Below are 18,336 nucleotides of genomic sequence, written 5' to 3' on the forward strand. Positions count from 1 at the left end.
ATTCGCCGCAGTTTCTGAAATTGTTGTCCGCGCGCCGCTGCCGGCGTCGCTTGGGGCAAGCGCCCGTCGCGCTTGCCGGCTTCGTTCCGCTCCATCTCCCCTGGGGGTTTCGTGAATCGCTCCGGTTCCCGCGCCGCGCTGCTGATCGGCGTCGCGCTCTTCGTCGCCGCCTGTCATCCGAAAGAATCCGCGCCGCCCGCGCCGCGCCCCGTCGTCGCGCTGCCTGCGCATGCCGATGCCGCCGCGGCCGCGCGCACGCTGCCCGGCGAAATCCAGCCGCGCTACGCGACGCCGCTGTCGTTCCGCATCGCCGGCAAGATCGTCGAGCGCAAGGTGCGGCTCGGCGATACGGTCAAGGTCGGCCAGGTCGTCGCGCTGCTCGATCCGTCCGACGTCGAGAAAAACGCCGCGAGCGCGCAGGCGCAGCTCGATGCCGCGACGCACACCCTCGCGTTCGCGAAGCAGCAGCTCGACCGCGACCGCGCGCAGGCGCATGAAAACCTGATCGCGACCGCGCAGCTCGAGCAGACCCAGAACAGCTACACGTCGGCGCTCGCGCAGCGCGACCAGGCACAGCAGCAGCTCGCGCTCGCGAAGAACCAGCTCCGCTACGCGACGCTCGTCGCCGATCATGCCGGCTACATCACCGCCGAACAGGCCGACACCGGCCAGAACGTGTCGGCCGGCCAGGCCGTCTACCAGCTCGCGTGGTCCGGCGACGTGGACGTCGTCAGCGACGTGTCCGAAGCCGCGCTCGCGTCGCTCGCGCCGGGCCATGCGGCGACCGTCACGCTGCCGTCGCTGCCGGGCCGCCAGTTCGCGGCGAAGGTGCGCGAAGTCGCGCCGGCCGCCGATCCGCAAAGCCGCACGTATCGCGTGAAGCTCACGCTCGCCGCGCCCGATCCGGCGATCCGCCTCGGGATGACCGCGAACGTCGCATTCGACGGCGCGCCGGCCGCCGGCGACGCGCAGCCGATCACGCTACCCGCGACCGCGCTGTTCCACGACGGCGCGCAGCCGGCCGTGTGGGTCGTGCGCACGAAGGACGACACGCTCGAATTGCGCCGCGTCGACGTCGCGCGCTTCAACGAGCGCACCGTCACCGTGTCGCATGGGCTGCAGCCGGGCGAGCGCGTCGTGCTGCAGGGCGTGCATACGGTCAGCGCGGGCGAGAAGGTGCACCCGGTCGCGCCGCTGCATCCGGAGGACTTCGCATCGTGAGCGCCCCCCGCGAAGAAGGCCGGTTCAACCTGTCGGCGTGGGCACTGCGCCATCAGGCGCTCGTCGTCTACCTGATCGCGCTCGCGACGCTCGCGGGCATCCTCGCGTACACGCGGCTCGCGCAGTCCGAAGACCCGCCGTTCACGTTCCGCGTGATGGTGATCCGCACGTTCTGGCCCGGCGCGACCGCGCGGCAGGTGCAGGAACAGGTGACCGACCGGATCGGCCGCAAGCTGCAGGAAACGCCGGCCATCGACTTCCTGCGCAGTTATTCGCGCCCCGGCGAATCGCTGATCTTCTTCACGATGAAGGATTCGGCGCCCGTGAAGGACGTGCCCGAGACCTGGTACCAGATCCGCAAGAAAGTCGGCGACATCGGCTATACGCTGCCGCCCGGCGTGCAGGGCCCGTTCTTCAACGACGAATTCGGCGACGTCTACACCAACATCTGGACGCTCGAAGGCGACGGCTTCACGCCCGCGCAGCTGCACGACTACGCGGACCAGTTGCGCACCGTGCTGCTGCGCGTGCCGGGGGTCGGCAAGGTCGACTATTTCGGCGACCCCGACCAGCGGATCTTCATCGAGGTGAACAACGCGCAGCTCACGCGCCTCGGCATCTCGCCGCAGCAGCTCGGGCAGGCGATCAACGCGCAGAACGACATCTCGTCGGCCGGCGTGCTGACGACCGCCGACGATCGCGTGTTCGTGCGGCCGAGCGGCCAGCTCGACAACGTCGACGCGATCGCCGATACGCTGATCCGCATCAACGGCCGCACGTTCCGGCTCGGCGATCTCGCGACGGTCAAGCGCGGCTACGACGATCCGGTCGTCACGCAGATGCGCGCGGCCGGCAAGGCGGTGCTCGGCATCGGCGTGACGATGCAGCCGGGCGGCGACGTGATCCGGCTCGGCAAGGCGCTCGACGCGGAATCGAAGGACCTGCAGGCGCGCCTGCCGGCCGGCCTCAAGCTGGTCGAGGTGTCGAGCATGCCGCACGCGGTCGCGCATTCGGTCGACGACTTCCTCGAGGCGGTCGCCGAAGCCGTCGCGATCGTGCTGGTCGTGAGCCTCGTGTCGCTCGGCCTGCGCACCGGGATGGTCGTCGTGATCTCGATTCCGGTCGTGCTCGCGGTCACGGCCCTGTTCATGTACCTGTTCGACATCGGGCTGCACAAGGTGTCGCTCGGCACGCTCGTGCTCGCGCTCGGGCTGCTCGTCGACGACGCGATCATCGCGGTCGAGATGATGGCCGTGAAGCTCGAACAGGGCTACAGCCGCGCGCGCGCCGCCGCGTTCGCGTACACCAGCACCGCGTTCCCGATGCTGACGGGCACGCTCGTCACGGTGTCGGGCTTCCTGCCGATCGCGCTCGCGAAATCGAGCACCGGCGAATACACGCGCTCGATCTTCGAGGTGTCGGCGATCGCGCTGATCGCGTCGTGGTTCGCGGCCGTCGTGCTGATCCCGCTGCTCGGCTACCACATGCTGCCCGAGCGCAAGCGGCAGGCGCACGAAGCACACCTGCCCGACGACCACGAGCACGACATCTACGACACGCGCTTCTACCGGCGGCTGCGCGGCTGGGTCGACTGGTGCATCGAGCGGCGCTTCGTCGTGCTGCTGATCACGGGCGCCCTGTTCGTCGTGTCGCTGATGGGCTTCTCGCTGGTGCCGCAGCAGTTCTTCCCGAGCTCCGACCGGCCCGAGCTGCTGGTCGACCTGCGGCTGCCCGAGGGTGCGTCGTTCGCGGCGACGCTGCGCGAAACCGAACGCCTCGAACAGGCGATCGACAAGCGCCCCGAGATCGATCATTCGGTGAACTTCGTCGGCAGCGGCGCGCCGCGCTTCTACCTGCCGCTCGACCAGCAGCTGCAACTGCCGAACTTCGCGCAGTTCGTGATCACCGCGAAATCGGTCGAGGATCGCGAGAAGCTCGCGACCTGGCTCGAAACCACGCTGCGCGACCGGTTCCCGGCCGTGCGCTGGAGGCTGTCGCGGCTCGAGAACGGCCCGCCGGTCGGCTATCCGGTGCAGTTCCGCGTGAGCGGCGACAGCATCGCGACGGTCCGCTCGATCGCCGAGAAGGTCGCGGCGACGATGCGCGGCGATGCGCGCACGGTCAACGTGCAGTTCGACTGGGACGAGCCGGCCGAGCGCTCGGTGCGCTTCGAGATCGACCAGAAGAAGGCGCGCGAGCTGAACGTCACGTCGCAGGATGTGTCGAGCTTCCTCGCGATGACGCTGTCCGGCACGACCGTCACGCAGTACCGCGAGCGCGACAAGCTGATCGCGGTCGACCTGCGCGCACCGCAGGCCGACCGCGTCGATCCGGCCAAGCTCGCGGGTCTGGCGCTGCCGACGCCGAACGGCCCGGTGCCGCTCGGCTCGCTCGGCCGCTTCGAGCCGACGCTCGAATACGGCGTCGTGTGGGAACGCGACCGCCAGCCGACCATCACCGTGCAGTCGGACGTGCGCGCCGGCGCACAGGGCATCGACGTCACGCACGCGGTCGACGCGAAGCTGAACGCGCTGCGCGCGCAGTTGCCGGTCGGCTATCAGATCAACATCGGCGGCTCGGTCGAGGAAAGCGCGAAGGCGCAGAACTCGATCAACGTGCAGATGCCGCTGATGGCGATCGCCGTGTTCACGCTGCTGATGATCCAGTTGCAGAGCTTCTCGCGCGTGCTGATGGTCGTGCTGACCGCGCCGCTCGGGCTGATCGGCGTGGTCGCCACGCTGCTGCTGTTCGGCAAGCCGTTCGGCTTCGTCGCGATGCTCGGCGTGATCGCGATGTTCGGGATCATCATGCGCAACTCGGTGATCCTGGTCGATCAGATCGAGCAGGACATCGCGGTCGGCCACGGCCGCGTCGACGCGATCATCGGCGCGACGGTGCGGCGCTTCCGCCCGATCACGCTGACGGCCGCGGCCGCCGTGCTCGCGCTGATCCCGCTGCTGCGCTCGAACTTCTTCGGGCCGATGGCGACCGCGCTGATGGGCGGCATCACGAGCGCGACCGTGCTGACGCTGTTCTACCTGCCTGCGCTGTACGCGACGTGGTTCCGCGTGAAGCGCGACGAACGCGACCCGCAGGACGGCCCGCCGCATGACGGCAGCACGCCGGCCGCGCCGTCGGGAGCCTGACCATGGATCTGTCGATGAAGCTGAAAACCCAAGCCGTGCGCGCGCTCGCGGCCGCGAGCCTCGCCGGGCCCCTGGCCGGCTGCGCGTGGTTCGCGCCGAGCGGCGAGCCGCCCGCGATGCCGTCGCCCGCGCATTACGGCGCGGTGCCGCAAGTCGAGCAGACCGTGTCCGCGCAAGGCGTCGCGCAGCAGTTCGAAGTCGGCGCGCAGCCGGTGCCCGACTGGTGGAAGCAGTACCGTTCCGATGCGCTGAACGCGCTCGTCGACGAAGGGCTGCGCAACAGCCCGACGCTCAGTGCGGCGTCGCACTCGCTGGATGCCGCGCGCGAGCAGTTGCGCGGGCAGATCGGCAGCTCGATGCTGCCGTCGATCGACGCGGTCGGCCAGGCCACGCGTCAGCGTGCGCTCGGCGTGCCGATTCCGGCGCTCGGCGCACCGACGCTGCTGTACGACACATTCGTCGGGCAACTGCAGGCGAGCTACACGGTCGACCTGTTCGGCGCCTCCCGCTTCGCGAACCGCGCGCTCGCGAAACGCGTCGACGTCAGTGCGTTCCAGCTCGAATCCGCGCGGCGCGCGCTGGCCGCGAACATCGTCACCGCGTCGATCACGGTATCGGTGCTCAACGCGCAGATCGACACGACCGAGCGGCTCGTCGCGCTCGCGAACGACCAGGCGCACGACGCCGAACGCCGCTACGCGCTCGGCTCGGCGTCGCGCAGCGACGCGCTGAACGCGCGGCAAAGCGCCGACACGTTCGCGGCGAGCCTGCCCGCGCTGCGCCAGCAGCGCGATTCGGCGCGCCACGCGCTCGCGGTGCTGGTCGGCCGCACGCCCGACCGGCCGCCGGCCGATCTCACGCTCGCCGATCTGCACCTGCCCGAACAGGTGCCCGTCGTGGTGCCGTCGGACCTGCTGCAAAGCCGCCCGGACATCCAGGCGGCCGACGCGGGGCTGAAGGCGGCCGCTGCCGAAGTGGGCGTCGCGACTGCGCAGATGTTCCCGCAACTTTCGCTGTCGGCGGCGATGGGCAAAGGCGGCTTCAGCTGGCCGACGATGCTGTCGGGCGCCGGCGCGATCTGGAACGTCGGCGCGTCGCTGAGCCAGCCGATCTTCCACGGCGGCGCGCTGCTCGCGCAGCGCCGCGCGGCGAAGGCCGCCTACGAAGCCGCGGTCGACCAGTACAAGCAGGCCGTGCTCGGCGCGTTCCAGAACGTCGCCGATTCGCTCGCGGCGCTCGAGCATGACGCGGAGGCGCTCGACGCATCGTCGCGCGCCGCGCTGTCCGCACGCGGCGCGTACGACGACGCAACCGCCCGCGTGCGGCTCGGCGCGCTGCCGCCGTCGGCCGCGCGCGCCAGCGAACTGCAGTACCGCAACGCGCGGCTCGACGAGATCCGCGCGACCGGCGCGCGGTTCGCGGATACCGCGCGACTCTATCAGGCAATGGGCACGCCGCCGGCCGACAACGCCGATCAGTCCGGCAAATCCGGCAAGGCGGCCGGCGACGACGCAACCGGCAAGGAAGCGCGCGCCGCCACGCCCGGCACCGCGCCTTCGCCGCAATAAGCCGGCCCTCCGATCGGGCGCGCGCGGTCAACCCGTCGCGCGCCCGATTTCCGATCTTCCGCTTGACCCTCACGTAGCGTAACGTTCGAGACTCCAGTGTGCGTACCGAACGGAGGAACGAATGCAGCTGAAAGTGGGAGAACTGGCGAAACGCAGCGGGCTGACCGTCCGCACGCTTCATCACTATCACGCGATCGGTCTGCTGACGCCTTCGGCACGTGCCGACAACGGCTATCGGCTGTACGACCGCCACGACATCGCCCGGCTCCACCAGATCCAGGCGCTGCGTCGCTTCGGACTGTCGCTCACCGAAATCGGCGACTACCTGAACCAGCCCGGCACCCCGCTCGTCGATCTCGTCGCGAAGCAGATCGCGCTGCTCGACCGTCAGCTCGCGCAAACCGCGCAGCTGCGCGAGCGGCTCGTGAGCCTGCACGCGCAGCTCGCCGCCGGCACGGAGCCGGAGCTGGCCGATTGGCTCACCACACTGGAGTTGATGACCGTGTACGACAAATATTTTTCCGAGGAAGAACTCGCGCGCATGCCGATGTACCGAAAGAGCCAGGCGGGCGACGCGGAATGGATCGCGCTCGTCGGCGAGGTCCGCGCGCTGCACGACGCGGGCGTGCCGCCCGAGGACGAGCGCGCCCGTGCGCTCGCCGGCCGCTGGATGGCGCTGCTCGTGCGCGACACGAACAACGACCCTCGGCTGCTGGCGAAGTTGAACCTGATGCACGAGCGCGAACCGGCGATGCAGTCGAAGATCGGCATTTCGACCGCGCTGCGCGACTATGTGCTGCGCGCGACAGCCGAAACGAAGATGCGGATCTTCGAGAAGTATCTCGCGCCGGACGAGATCCGCTTCATGCGCGCGCACTACGGCGAACGCGCGATGGAATGGCCGCAACTGATGGCCGACGTGCGCGACGCGATCGACGCGGGCGCGACGCCCGATTCGCCGGAAGGCCGCGCGCTCGCGCAGCGCTGGCTCGACCTGTTCTGCAGCTATGCGGGCCACGATCCGGCCACGCACGCGAAATTCCGTCACGCGATGATGAACGAGCCGGCGCTGACGAAGGACGCGTGGGTCGACGATACGCTGCTCGGCTTCATCCGCGAGGCGATGGCGCAGTTGGCACCGGCGCGCTGATCGCGTGATGCCCGGGCGGGTGCGTGGCGGTTTCGCGCGCCGCCCGGGCAGGCCGTCACGGTAGCCAGCAGCCGGTCCGGCCGACGGTCGATCGCGCAACGAGACCGCCGCGCAACCCGCGCACACGCACCACGGTTCGAGCCGCACGCTTCACCACTTGCAGCCCGTATCGCGAACCGCATCCAGCGCGAGCATCGGCAGCGCAAGCAAGCCTGCGCCCGAATATGCGCTTCGGCAATCGGCGCGACGCGCCCCCGACATTCCGCCTGCCAGCTTTTCGTCGACCGAATTGCGGCGTGACGCCGGGAGTCCGGACGATGCGCCCAACGCGCCGACCGCCGCGGCCGCTGGACTGTGCGGCGTCGCGCGCCGCGCGCCGATCGTCGCCAGATCGCGCCCCCAGTCGAGCTCGGGCATTGACGCACGCTCCGACCGGCTTTCGCGCTGATCCGGCGTGCGGGTTGCGCGCGCCGTCCTTTGCGTGTCCGACGCGCGCGGCATTTCGGACAGCGAACGTGTCGCGATGCGCGGCGTCGCCGCAGCGCCGGAGCGGCGCGCCGATTCACGCGTGCCGGGTACGCGTGCGTCAGGCGCGGTGCGCCCGTCTGCCTTCGTCGCGCGCGCGTGCTCCGGCGTAACCGGAATCAACCGGACGCTCAGCGCGATCCTGTCCGATTCGTCGATCTTTTTTGCAGCCGGGCCGGCCGCCGTCGGCATCCACTGAAGCGCGAACCATCCGAGCACGTGGACCGATAAAGCGACCACCGCGGCGACTGCAACGATCCCCGACCGGCGACGCCGCGCCGCATCGGCAGTCCGCCGTGGCGGCACGTCAATCCGGCTCGCCGCCGCCGTCATCGCTGAACGCGAGCAGGTCGCCGGGTTGGCAATCGAGATAGCGGCAGATGGCTTCGAGCGTAGCGAAACGGATGCCCTTGACCTTCCCCTGCTTGAGCAACGACAGATTCTGCTCGGTGATGCCGACCGCCGCCGCGAGATCTTTCGAGCGGACCTTGCGGGTCGCGAGCATCACGTCGAGCTTGACCACGATCGTCATGGCGGGCCTCAGACGAACTGCCGATGTTCGGCGTCGAGTTCGCTCGCCTGCCGGAGGATATGCGCGATGACCGCAATACACGCCGCGGTAAACAACGCGACGACGTAAGGCATGCTGAAGCCGATGCTGACCACGCGATGGCCGACCGGCTCGCGCATCGTCGCCCACACGCTCAGGAGCGGTTCGCACAACAGGCTCAGCAGCACCCACAGGCCGATCGCACGGCCCGTCTTGCCGAGATGGCCTGCCGCCTGCGCGGAGAAATAGTCACGGCGCGCATAAGTCCGGAACAGCGCGCGCAGATGGCGCAGGCCGTTCGCGAGCGCGACGAGCGGCACGCTCGACAGCAGGATGCCGACCGCCTTTTGCCACCACGGGAAAGCAGCGACATCCACGTGCAGGTTCGACATTACCGAGTCGGTGAGGCCGAATACGAAACCGGGCCCGGAGTCGGCCGCGCTCAGCGACGGAAACGCCCAGCAATCAGCGTTGAGCACCAGCATGGCGACGATGAACCACAGCGTGACGGCAGCCATGCGTTGGCTGATGCGGGCAATACGATCGGAATGCATGCGACATCCTCTTCGATGGTGGTGAACACGCATCGATTGTACGTCGATAATTATCGTAAAACGATAATTATTTTTCGTATCACATGAATTTATGATTGCCGAGCATATTCGTCATCGATACGTAGGAACACCCGCTCACCCGCCGCGCGTGCCCAGCCCGAGCGCCTTCAACCGCCGGTACAACGTGCGCTCGCTCATCCCCGTGCGCTCGGCCAGCGCCTTGCGCGTGCCGGTGAATTCGCCGGCGATCCGCACCAGTTCGGCATCCGTCAGCGCGCCCGCCGCGCCCGCGCCATCCTGCTGCGTCGCCGATGCCGCCACGAGTTCGGCCGGCAGATGCTCGACCCGGATCGTCCCGTCGTCCGCGAACAGGCATGCGCGTTCGAGCACGTTGCGCAGTTCGCGGATGTTGCCCGGCCATGCATACGCGTCGAGGCACGCGCGCGCGCGCTCGGTCAGCACGAACGGCCGGGCCGCGAACGGCCGCGCGCCCGCATCGCCCGCGTTCGCGCGCGCGTTTGCGATCCGCCGCAGGATCGATTCGGCGAGCAGCGCAACGTCGCCCTGCCGTTCGCGCAGCGCCGGCAGCGGAATCGGAAACGCGCTGATCCGGTAGTAGAGGTCCTGCCGGAACCGGCCGTCGTCGATCATCTCGCGCAGCGGCTTGTGCGTGGCCGCGACGAGCCGGAAATCCGCGCGCAGCGCCTCGACGCCGCCGACGCGCCGGAACGTGCCCGACTCGATCAGCCGCAGCAGCTTCACCTGCATCGGCAGCGGCACGTCGCCGATCTCGTCGAGAAACAGCGTGCCGCCCTGCGCGGTCTCGACGAGGCCCGGCTTGCGCTGGTTCGCGCCCGTGAACGCGCCCTTCTCATAGCCGAACAGTTCGCTCTCGAACAGCGTCTCGGCGATCCCCGAGCAATCGACGACGACGAACGGCCCCATCGCGCGATCGCTCGCCTCGTGCAGCGCGCGCGCGAACAGCTCCTTGCCGGTGCCCGACTCGCCGAGCAGCAGCACCGGCAACAGCGACGGCGCGACGCGCTGCAGTGCGCCGAGCGCCGCGTTGAACGCGTCGGCGCCGCCGACCAGCCCTTCCGCGCTCGGCTGCGCGGACGCGCTGCGCACCGTCGTCAGCCGCTCGACATACGCGATCACGTTGCCGTCCGCATCGAAGATCGGCCGCAGTTCGACGTCGACGTGCTCGGGGCCGCGCGGCGTGTGGTGGATGTGCAGCACGCGGTTCAGCCCGCGCGATTCGAGCGCCTGCTTCATCGGGCAATGCTCGCCGGCCTGGTCGCACGGCACGTCGTAGTGATGCGAGACCTGGAAGCAATGCCGGCCCACGTGCTCGACGCCCGCCACGCCGAACTGGCGCCGATACGCATCGTTCGCCGCGAGGATGCGGTAGTCGGGATCGACGACGATCATCGGCTGCGGGTCCTGCTCGAGATAGGCGACGAGCGCGCGAACGTCGGGCGTGACATCGCGGCGCGGCGCGGGAACGATCGGGATGGTGTCGTGCGGATTCATGCGGACGCTCGGTGACGGTTCTGCCGGACGGACTGCCAGGCAGGCCGCCAATTCTGCCACGGCACTGCCAGATATGGCAGTCCGCCTGCTCGACCGGCTGGCGCCAACGCCCGTGCAGCGCCACGGCCGCGCCGAAAACCCGAGCCGAATCAAGTCTCTGGCCCATCGGCCAGCGCCGCGGTACCGGTTGGCACGGTTCTTGAGTTAGAGATCCCGATTGCAAATGCAGAACCCGATCGAGGACACCCCGTGAGCAACGCCCCCACGCTGTCGGTCGAAGGCTTTTTCGACCCGGCAACCCACACCGTCAGCTATCTCCTGCTCGATACGGCGAGCCGCGCGTGCGCGCTGGTCGACAGCGTGCTCGACTACGACCCGAAATCCGGCCGCACGCGCACCGCGAGCGCCGACCGGCTGATCGCGCGCGTCGCCGAACTCGGCGCGACCGTGCACTGGCTGCTGGAGACGCACGTGCATGCCGACCACCTGTCGGCCGCGCCGTACCTGAAGGCACGGGTCGGCGGCCGGATCGCGATCGGTTCGCACGTGCGCCGCGTGCAGCACGTCTTCGGCACGCTGTTCAACGCAGGTCCCGGCTTCGCCGAGGACGGCCGCCAGTTCGACCGGCTCGTCGACGACGGCGACACGCTCGCGCTCGGCGCGCTGACGATCCGCGCGCTGCACACGCCGGGCCACACGCCCGCGTGCATGACCTATTGCGTCGACGACGCGACGCAGCGCGCGGCGTTCGTCGGCGACACGCTGTTCATGCCCGACTACGGCACGGCCCGCTGCGACTTCCCGGGCGGCGACGCGCGCACGCTGTACCGCTCGATCTCCCGCGTGCTCGCGCTGCCGCCCGACACGCGCCTGTACCTGTGCCACGACTACCAGCCGGGCGGCCGCGATGTGCAGTTCGTGACGACGGTCGCCGAGCAGCGCCGCGCGAACGTGCACGTGAAGGACGGCGTGACCGAGGACGATTTCGTCGCGATGCGCACCGCGCGCGATGCGACGCTCGACATGCCGGTGCTGATGCTGCCGTCCGTGCAGGTCAACATGCGCGCCGGCCACCTGCCGGAGCCCGAAAACAATGGCGTGCGCTACCTGAAGATCCCGCTCGACGCGATCTGAGCGCTGCCGCCCCCAACCGAGAACCCCGACATGACCACCATCCGCAAGCTGACCGACGCGCTGTCGGTCTCGCCGCAGATCGCGGCGGCCGACCTGCCCGCGCTGCACGCGGCGGGCATCCGCGCGATCGTCTGCAACCGGCCCGACGGCGAAGGCCCCGACCAGCCGACCGTCACCGAGATCCGCGCGGCCGCCGCGCCGCTCGGCATCGACGTGCATTATCTGCCGGTCGATACGGGCAAGGTGACCGACGACCAGGCCGCGCAGTTCGGCGCGCTCGTCGCGTCGCTCGACGGCCCGGTGCTCGCATACTGCCGCAGCGGCATGCGCTCGGCCACGCTGTGGGCGCTGTCGCAAGCCGGCCAGCGCCCGCTGGACGACATCGTCGCGACGGCCGATGCGGCCGGTTACGATCTGCGCGCACTCGCGTCGCGCGTCACGCAAGGCGGCAGGCAGGCGGCGCCGGCCGTCGATGCGCGGCACGACATCGTGATCGTCGGTGCCGGCGCAGCCGGTATCGCGGTCGCATCGAGCCTGCTCGCGCGCGACGCGTCGCTCGACATCGCGGTGATCGATCCGGCCGACGTCCATTACTACCAGCCGGGCTGGACGATGGTCGGCGCGGGTGTGTTCCGGCCCGAGACCACCGCGCGCCGGATGACCGACTTGCTGCCGCGCGGCGTGCACCGGATCCAGACCGCCGTCGCCGGCTTCGAGCCCGACGCGCACACCGTCGTGCTCGACGGCTGCCGGCGCATCGGCTACCGCAAGCTCGTCGTGTGCCCGGGCCTCAAGCTCGATTGGCACGCGATCGAAGGCCTCGCCGACACGCTCGGCCGCAACGGCGTCACGTCGAACTACCGCTACGATCTCGCGGCATACACGTGGGAGCTCGTCCGTACGTTCCGCGGCGGCAATGCGCTCTTCACGCAGCCGCCGATGCCGATCAAGTGCGCGGGCGCGCCGCAGAAGGCGATGTACCTGTCGTGCGACCACTGGCGGCGCGCGGGGCGACCCGAGGCCGCAAACGTCGAGTTCCTGAATGCGGGCGGTGCTCTGTTCGGCGTGGCCGACTACGTGCCCGCGCTGATGGAGTACGTGAAAAGCTATGACATCGCGCTGTCGTTCGGCCACAACCTCGTCGCGATCGACGGGCCCGCGCGCCGCGCGACGTTCGTGCGTGCGCTGCCGGACGGCGGCAAGGAAACCGTCGTGCGTTCGTTCGACATGATCCACGTCGTGCCGCCGCAGAAGGCGCCCGACTTCGTGCGTTCGAGCCCGCTCGCCGACGCGGCCGGCTGGATCGACGTCGATCCGGCGACGCTGCGGCACAAGCACTTTCCGGACATCTACGCGCTCGGCGACGCCACCAACACGACCAATGCGAAGACGGCCGCGGCCGCCCGCAAGCAGGCGCCCGTCGTCGCGCACAACCTGCTCGCATCGCTCGGCCGCGCGCACGGCGACGCCGCGTACGACGGCTATGGCTCGTGCCCGCTCACCGTCGAGCGCGGCAAGATCGTGCTCGCCGAATTCCTGTACGGCGGCAAGGTCGCGCCGACCTTCCCCGCATGGCTGATCGACGGCCGCCGCCCGTCGCGGCTCGCGTGGCTGCTCAAGGAACGCGTGCTGCCGCCGCTTTACTGGAAGGCGATGCTCAAGGGCCGCGAATGGCTCGCGAAGCCCGCGATCGCACGTTGAGCGGAGCCCGATGACGTCATGCTGATTTCCCTCGTACTGGGCGGCTTCGTCGGCGCCGTGCTCGGCCTGACCGGCGCCGGCGGCGGCATTCTCGCGGTGCCCGCACTCGTCGTCGGCATGAGCTGGCCGATGCAGCAGGCCACGCCCGTCGCGCTCGTCGCGGTAGCCGGCAGTGCCGCGCTCGGCGCGCTCGAAGGCTTCCGCCGCGGGCTCGTGCGCTATCGCGCCGCGCTGCTGATGGCCGTGGCCGGCGTGCCGCTGACCACGCTCGGTGTGCGGCTCGCGCACGTGCTGCCGCAGCGCCTGCTGCTCGCACTGTTCGCGCTGACGATGCTGATCGTCGCAGGCCGCCTGCTGCGGCAGGCGCTGCGACACACACCCGTCGACCCGGACGCATCGCCGCTGTGCGTCGGTCGCGTGAATCCCGATACGGGCCGTCTCGTGTGGTCCTGGCCGGTCGGCTTCGCGCTCGCGTCGACCGGCGCGGTAACCGGCCTGATGACGGGGCTGCTCGGCGTCGGCGGCGGCTTCGTGATCGTGCCGATGCTGCGCAAGTTCACGAACGTGTCGATGCACGGCATCGTCGCGACGTCGCTGATGGTGATCGCGCTGGTCGGCACCGGCGGCGTGTTCGCGACGCTCGTGTCGGGCACGCGCGCGCCGCTCGACGTGACGCTGTGGTTCACCGTCGCGACCGCGCTCGGCATGGCCGCCGGACGCGGTGCGTCGCGGCACCTTGCCGCGCGACACGTGCAGGCCGGCTTCGCGGCCGTGCTCGTGTGCGTCGCGCTCGGAATGCTGGCGAAGGCGGCGTTCGGCGCGTGAGCCTCCGGCGGCTGCCGGTCAGCGCCGCCAAACAAAACGCCCGGCCCGACTCGTCGTCGGCACCGGGCGCTTTTTCGTTGCGGCTGCAATCTGCGCGTCAGGTCGCGAACCCCGCCATCCGCTTGCGCTCCTGGCGCAGCATCACGAAGTTCGCGATCACGACGCCGGCCGTCACCGCGACGATGAACAGCGTCGCGAGCGCGTTCATCTCCGGGTTCAGCCCGAGGCGCACGCGCGAGAACACGACGAGCGGCAGCGTCGTCGAGCCGGGGCCCGACAGGAACGCCGACAGCACGAGGTCGTCGATCGACAGCGTGAACGACAGCAGCCAGCCCGCGATCAGCGCCTGCGAAATCAGCGGCAGCGTGATCGTGAAGAACACCTTCAGCGGCGTCGCGCCGAGATCGAGCGCGGCTTCTTCCAGCGACGGATTCAGCTCGCGCACGCGCGACTGCACGATGATCGCGACATACGAGATGCACAGCATCACGTGGCCGAGCCAGATCGTGAAGATGCCGCGCTCGGCCGGCCAGCCGATCCACTTCGCGAGCTCGATGAACAGCAGCAGCAGCGAGATCCCCTGGATCACCTCGGGAATCACGAGCGGCGCGTTGATCATCCCGCTGAACAGCGCGAAGCCGCGAAAGCGCCCCATCCGCGCGAGCACGAAGCCGGCCCACGTGCCGATGAACACCGATGCGAACGCGGTCAGCACGCCGATCTTCAGCGACAGCCACGCGGCCGTCAGCAGCTCGTCGTCCTCGACGAGCGCCGAGTACCAGCGGAACGAAAAACCCGACCACACGGTGACGAGCTTCGACTCGTTGAACGAATAGACGATCAGGCTGAGGATCGGGATGTACAGGAACGCGAAGCCGGCAAACAGCACCGCGAACTGCAGGTAACGATTCGGCTTCATCGACGGGCCTCCTGCTCCTTCGCCTGGAAGTGCTGGAACATCGCCATCGGCACGAGCAGCAGCAGCACCATCGCGCAGGTCACGGCCGACGCCATCGGCCAGTCCGCGTTGTTGAAGAACTCGTTCCACATCACGCGGCCGATCATCAGCGTGTTCGCGCCGCCGAGCAGTTCCGGAATCACGTACTCGCCGACCGCCGGGATGAACACCAGCAGGCAACCCGCGATGATCCCGTTCTTCGACAGCGGCAGCGTGATCTGCACGAACGCCTTCCATGGTTTCGCCCCGAGATCGTATGCGGCTTCCAGCAGGCGCAGGTCCATCTTCACGAGGTGCGCGTAGAGCGGCATCACGAGAAACGGCAGGTACGAATACACCATCCCGATGTACACCGCGTAGTTCGTGCGGTACAGCTCGATCGGCGTATGGGTCAGGCCGATCCACATCAGGAAGTTGTTCAGCAGCCCGTTGTTCTTCAGGATGCCGATCCATGCGTACACGCGGATCAGGAACGACGTCCAGAACGGCAGCATCACGCCCATCATCAGCAGGTTGCGGGTCGCCGGGTTCGAGCGCGCGATGTAGTACGCCATCGGATAGCCGATCAGCAGACACAGCAGCGTCGTGACCGCGGCCACCCACACCGAGTTCACGTAGGTCGCGAAATACAGGCTGTCCGTGAACAGGAACGCGTAGTGCGACAGGTTCAGCGCGACGTGCACGACGCCGTCCGCGTACGACGCGAGCTCCGTGTACGGCGGGATGCCGAGCTGCAGCTCCGCGAAGCTGATCTTGACGACCAGCACGAACGGCACGAGGAAGAACAGCACGAGCCACGTGAACGGCCCGGCGACGACCGCCGTGGCGCCCGTCAGGTTGAAGCGCCGCACCGGCCACTCGAGCAGGGACTTGAACGCGCTCATGACGTCAGCACCACGCCTGCGGTCGCGCTCCAGCGCACGTAGATCTCGTCGCCGAGCGACGGCGTGTCGAGCTCCGAAATCGCGAGGCTCGACACGTTCGCGACCACCGTCTTGCCCGCGTCGAGCTTCACGTGATACAGCGAATAACCGCCCATGTACGCGACATTGCCGATCCTGCCGCGCGCCCAGTTGAACGCGCCTTCGGGCGGCTTGCGCGTGAGCGCGATCCGCTCGGGGCGCACCGACACCGTGACCGGCATCCCGAGCGGGCCCGAGATCCCGTGGCTCACGTACAGCCGGCTCGGCAGCTCCGGCGATTCGATGTACACGTGGTCGGGTTCGTCCTCGACGGTCACGCCGTCGAACAGGTTCGTCGAACCGATGAACTCGGCCGAGAAGCGGCTGCTCGGATATTCGTAGACCTCGTTCGGCGAGCCGATCTGCACGATCTGCCCTTCGCTCATCACCGCGAGGCGGTTCGCCATCGTCATCGCTTCTTCCTGGTCGTGCGTGACCATGATGCAGGTGACGCCGACCTTGTTCAGGATGTTGACGAGCTCGATCTGCGTGCGCTGGCGGATCTGCTTGTCGAGCGCGGACATCGGCTCGTCGAGCAGCAGCAGCTTCGGGCGCTTGACCAGCGAACGCGCGAGCGCGACGCGCTGCTGCTGGCCGCCGGAGAGCTGATGCGGCTTGCGCTTCGCGTACTTGCTCATCTGCACGAGTTCGAGCGCCGCATGCACGCGCTCCTTCAGCTCGGCCTTCGGCACGCCTTCCTGCTTCAGGCCGAACGCGACGTTCGACTCGACCGACATGTGCGGGAACAGCGCATACGACTGGAACATCATGTTCACGGGCCGCTTGTACGGCGGCATCTGCGCGAGGTCCTCGCCGTCGATCAGGATCTTGCCCGACGTGACCGTCTCGAGGCCCGCGAGCATCCGCAGCAACGTCGACTTGCCGCAGCCCGAGCTGCCGAGCAGCGCGAACAGCTCGCCTTGGCGCACGGTCAGGTTGACGCTGCGCACGGCTTCGGTGTCGCCGAATTTCTTCACGACGTCGACGATCTGGACAAAGTTCTCGGCGCGCGCATTGGCGCCGGAGGAGGAAACGGAGAACGGTGCGCCCGCGACCGGCGCACCCGACTGGCTATTCATGATGTGCTGCTTCTCTCCTGCGTTTGACGAACAAAGCCCCCGGGGGCACCAGGGGCTTCATGACTGCTGGGGAACGCCGGCTCGCGTCAGCGGCCCGATTTCAGCTCCGTCCACAGACGCGTCTGCAGGCGCTGGATTTCAGGCGGCAGCGGCTTGAGCAGGAACAGCGTCTTCACGACGTCGGCCGGCGGGTAGACGGCCGGATCGTTCGCGACGTCGGGCCGCACGTACTTGCGTGCCTCGGCGTTGGCGCTCGGGTAGTACACCGCGTTCGTGATCGCCGCGTGCACTTTCGGATCCTCGATGTAGTTGATCCACTGCAGCGCGGCATCCTTGTTCTTCGCGTCCTTCGGGATCGCCATCACGTCGAACCATACCGGCGCGCCGCCCTTCGGAATGTAGTACTCGATCTTGTACGGCTTCTTCGCCTCGATCGCGCGATGCTTCGCGATCACGACGTCGCCCGACCAGCCGAACGCGAAGCAGATGTCGCCGCCGACCAGATCGTTGATGTAGCCCGACGAGTTGAATTGCGTGATGTACGGGCGGATCTTCTTCAGCACTTCCATCGCGGCCTTGTAGTCGGCCGGGTTCGTGCTCATCGGATCCTTGCCGATGTAGTGCAGCGTCGCCGCGAACATCTGGTCGGGCGCATCGAGCACCGACACGCCGCAGGTCTTCAGCTTCGAGATGTTTTCCGGCTTGAACAGGATGTCCCAGTTGTCGAGCGGGACCTTGCCGAGCGCCTGCTGCGCCTTGGTCATGTTGTACGCGAGACCCGTCGTGCCGTACGCCCAGGGCACCGAGTACTTGTTGCCCGGGTCCGCGCCCGCGACGAGCGCCATCAGTTGCGGATCGAGGTACTTGAGGTTCGGCAGCTTCGACTTGTCGAGCGGCGCGAAGATGCCGGCGGCGATCTGCTTGCCCGCGTAGTTGCTGGTCGGCACGACGATGTCGTAGCCCGAGCTACCCGTCAGCAGCTTCGCCTGCAGCGTGTCGTCGCTGTCGTAGTTGTCGTAGCGGACCTTGACGCCCGCCTGCTTCTCGAAGTTCGGGATCGTGTCCTTCGCAATGTAGTCCGACCAGTTATAGACATTGAGCTGCGTATCCTTCGCCGCTGCCGCCGATGCACCCACGCACAGCGCGAGCGCTGCGAACCGGCCCACTACTTTTGCTTTCATCCCGTTCTCCCTCCGGCCGGACCGTTTGTCCGGCTGCCATCTGCCTCGTCACGGCGGCGCATTCTGGTGCTCCGCCCCTCGAAAACCCCGAAAACTACCACCATTCGCGCTCCGTCACAAAAAAATCATGCCGGTGTCGCGCAAACGGAACAGATTACCGCTGCCGGCCAGTCAGGCCGCTCGTGCGGTTGGGTATTCCGAGGGGAATTCTATCGGGTAATCGACGGCTGTCCACCGGGAAAAACAGGC

The 18,336-nt window shown here is 68.5% G+C and carries 15 protein-coding genes; 7 read left to right on the top strand and 8 right to left on the bottom strand.

Going from position 1 to position 18,336, the window contains the following annotated elements; translation table 11 throughout:
• Positions 1–111: 111 nt before the first annotated feature.
• The 4 genes from ACPUER_RS13360 to ACPUER_RS13375 all read left to right on the top strand — a co-directional run bounded on the left by ACPUER_RS13360 (position 112) and on the right by ACPUER_RS13375 (position 7,085).
• A complete protein-coding gene (locus ACPUER_RS13360; protein ID WP_425131333.1) occupies positions 112–1,221 on the top strand; it encodes an efflux RND transporter periplasmic adaptor subunit in 1,110 nt (369 codons plus the stop codon).
• The gene (locus ACPUER_RS13365; protein ID WP_425131334.1) at positions 1,218–4,367 is read left to right on the top strand and encodes an efflux RND transporter permease subunit; all 3,150 of its coding nucleotides are present in this window, start codon (positions 1,218–1,220) and stop codon (positions 4,365–4,367) included. Before ACPUER_RS13360 ends, ACPUER_RS13365 begins: the two co-directional genes overlap by 4 nt.
• A gap of 2 nt (positions 4,368–4,369) precedes the next feature.
• Positions 4,370–5,935, top strand: a complete 1,566-nt coding sequence (locus ACPUER_RS13370; RefSeq protein ID WP_425131335.1) for an efflux transporter outer membrane subunit — start codon at positions 4,370–4,372, stop codon at positions 5,933–5,935.
• Between the two features lie 121 nt (positions 5,936–6,056).
• A complete protein-coding gene (locus ACPUER_RS13375; protein WP_425131336.1) occupies positions 6,057–7,085 on the top strand; it encodes a MerR family transcriptional regulator in 1,029 nt (342 codons plus the stop codon).
• Positions 7,086–7,235: 150 nt separating this feature from the next.
• Here the strand turns inward: ACPUER_RS13375 and ACPUER_RS13380 are convergent, their stop codons facing one another.
• The 4 genes from ACPUER_RS13380 to ACPUER_RS13395 all read right to left on the bottom strand — a co-directional run bounded on the left by ACPUER_RS13380 (position 7,236) and on the right by ACPUER_RS13395 (position 10,247).
• On the bottom strand, positions 7,236–7,850 hold the full coding sequence (locus ACPUER_RS13380; protein WP_425131337.1) for a hypothetical protein: 615 nt from the start codon (positions 7,848–7,850) through the stop codon (positions 7,236–7,238).
• 67 nt (positions 7,851–7,917) lie between these two features.
• Positions 7,918–8,142, bottom strand: coding sequence for a helix-turn-helix domain-containing protein (locus tag ACPUER_RS13385; RefSeq protein WP_006488139.1), 225 nt, complete (start codon positions 8,140–8,142; stop codon positions 7,918–7,920).
• Between the two features lie 8 nt (positions 8,143–8,150).
• The gene (locus ACPUER_RS13390) at positions 8,151–8,714 is read right to left on the bottom strand and encodes a DUF2975 domain-containing protein (protein ID WP_425131338.1); all 564 of its coding nucleotides are present in this window, start codon (positions 8,712–8,714) and stop codon (positions 8,151–8,153) included.
• A 135-nt stretch (positions 8,715–8,849) separates the two neighbouring features.
• Positions 8,850–10,247, bottom strand: a complete 1,398-nt coding sequence (locus ACPUER_RS13395) for a sigma-54 interaction domain-containing protein (RefSeq protein ID WP_425131339.1) — start codon at positions 10,245–10,247, stop codon at positions 8,850–8,852.
• 249 nt (positions 10,248–10,496) lie between these two features.
• Here ACPUER_RS13395 and ACPUER_RS13400 point away from each other — a divergent pair, with 249 nt between their 5' ends.
• The 3 genes from ACPUER_RS13400 to ACPUER_RS13410 are packed head-to-tail and all read left to right on the top strand — an operon-like array spanning position 10,497 to position 13,907.
• Positions 10,497–11,381 carry an MBL fold metallo-hydrolase gene (locus tag ACPUER_RS13400; protein WP_425131340.1) on the top strand — a complete coding sequence of 295 codons (885 nt, stop codon included), beginning with the start codon at positions 10,497–10,499 and terminating at the stop codon, positions 11,379–11,381.
• Positions 11,382–11,411: 30 nt separating this feature from the next.
• Positions 11,412–13,082: a TIGR01244 family sulfur transferase gene (locus tag ACPUER_RS13405; protein ID WP_425131341.1), complete on the top strand. Its 1,671-nt coding sequence runs from the start codon at positions 11,412–11,414 to the stop codon at positions 13,080–13,082.
• Between the two features lie 18 nt (positions 13,083–13,100).
• A complete protein-coding gene (locus ACPUER_RS13410; protein WP_175961326.1) occupies positions 13,101–13,907 on the top strand; it encodes a sulfite exporter TauE/SafE family protein in 807 nt (268 codons plus the stop codon).
• A 97-nt stretch (positions 13,908–14,004) separates the two neighbouring features.
• On the opposite strand, the gene ACPUER_RS13415 is transcribed toward ACPUER_RS13410, so the two are convergent.
• From ACPUER_RS13415 to ACPUER_RS13430, 4 genes are all read right to left on the bottom strand, one after another.
• On the bottom strand, positions 14,005–14,826 hold the full coding sequence (locus tag ACPUER_RS13415) for an ABC transporter permease subunit (RefSeq protein WP_175961325.1): 822 nt from the start codon (positions 14,824–14,826) through the stop codon (positions 14,005–14,007).
• On the bottom strand, positions 14,823–15,749 hold the full coding sequence (locus ACPUER_RS13420) for an ABC transporter permease subunit (RefSeq protein ID WP_072441279.1): 927 nt from the start codon (positions 15,747–15,749) through the stop codon (positions 14,823–14,825). The genes ACPUER_RS13415 and ACPUER_RS13420 overlap by 4 nt, the downstream gene beginning before the upstream one ends.
• The gene (locus ACPUER_RS13425) at positions 15,746–16,906 is read right to left on the bottom strand and encodes an ABC transporter ATP-binding protein (protein ID WP_175961324.1); all 1,161 of its coding nucleotides are present in this window, start codon (positions 16,904–16,906) and stop codon (positions 15,746–15,748) included. The genes ACPUER_RS13420 and ACPUER_RS13425 overlap by 4 nt, the downstream gene beginning before the upstream one ends.
• A gap of 86 nt (positions 16,907–16,992) precedes the next feature.
• On the bottom strand, positions 16,993–18,087 hold the full coding sequence (locus ACPUER_RS13430; protein WP_175961323.1) for a polyamine ABC transporter substrate-binding protein: 1,095 nt from the start codon (positions 18,085–18,087) through the stop codon (positions 16,993–16,995).
• Positions 18,088–18,336 lie beyond the last annotated feature (249 nt).

Origin of the sequence: Burkholderia sp. DN3021, assembly GCF_049805555.1 — a bacterium.
Lineage (GTDB): Bacteria > Pseudomonadota > Gammaproteobacteria > Burkholderiales > Burkholderiaceae > Burkholderia > Burkholderia pyrrocinia_C.

What these genes read in the sequence shown, in the direction of transcription:
- ACPUER_RS13370 (WP_425131335.1), top strand. Translation starts at nt 4,370, where the DNA reads ATGGATCTGTCGATGAAGCTGAAAACCCAAGCCGTGCGCGCGCTCGCG.
- ACPUER_RS13375 (WP_425131336.1), top strand. Translation starts at nt 6,057, where the DNA reads ATGCAGCTGAAAGTGGGAGAACTGGCGAAACGCAGCGGGCTGACCGTC.
- ACPUER_RS13385 (WP_006488139.1), bottom strand. Translation starts at nt 8,142, where the DNA reads ATGACGATCGTGGTCAAGCTCGACGTGATGCTCGCGACCCGCAAGGTC.
- ACPUER_RS13390 (WP_425131338.1), bottom strand. Translation starts at nt 8,714, where the DNA reads ATGCATTCCGATCGTATTGCCCGCATCAGCCAACGCATGGCTGCCGTC.
- ACPUER_RS13395 (WP_425131339.1), bottom strand. Translation starts at nt 10,247, where the DNA reads ATGAATCCGCACGACACCATCCCGATCGTTCCCGCGCCGCGCCGCGAT.
- ACPUER_RS13405 (WP_425131341.1), top strand. Translation starts at nt 11,412, where the DNA reads ATGACCACCATCCGCAAGCTGACCGACGCGCTGTCGGTCTCGCCGCAG.
- ACPUER_RS13410 (WP_175961326.1), top strand. Translation starts at nt 13,101, where the DNA reads ATGCTGATTTCCCTCGTACTGGGCGGCTTCGTCGGCGCCGTGCTCGGC.
- ACPUER_RS13415 (WP_175961325.1), bottom strand. Translation starts at nt 14,826, where the DNA reads ATGAAGCCGAATCGTTACCTGCAGTTCGCGGTGCTGTTTGCCGGCTTC.
- ACPUER_RS13420 (WP_072441279.1), bottom strand. Translation starts at nt 15,749, where the DNA reads ATGAGCGCGTTCAAGTCCCTGCTCGAGTGGCCGGTGCGGCGCTTCAAC.
- ACPUER_RS13425 (WP_175961324.1), bottom strand. Translation starts at nt 16,906, where the DNA reads ATGAATAGCCAGTCGGGTGCGCCGGTCGCGGGCGCACCGTTCTCCGTT.
- ACPUER_RS13430 (WP_175961323.1), bottom strand. Translation starts at nt 18,087, where the DNA reads ATGAAAGCAAAAGTAGTGGGCCGGTTCGCAGCGCTCGCGCTGTGCGTG.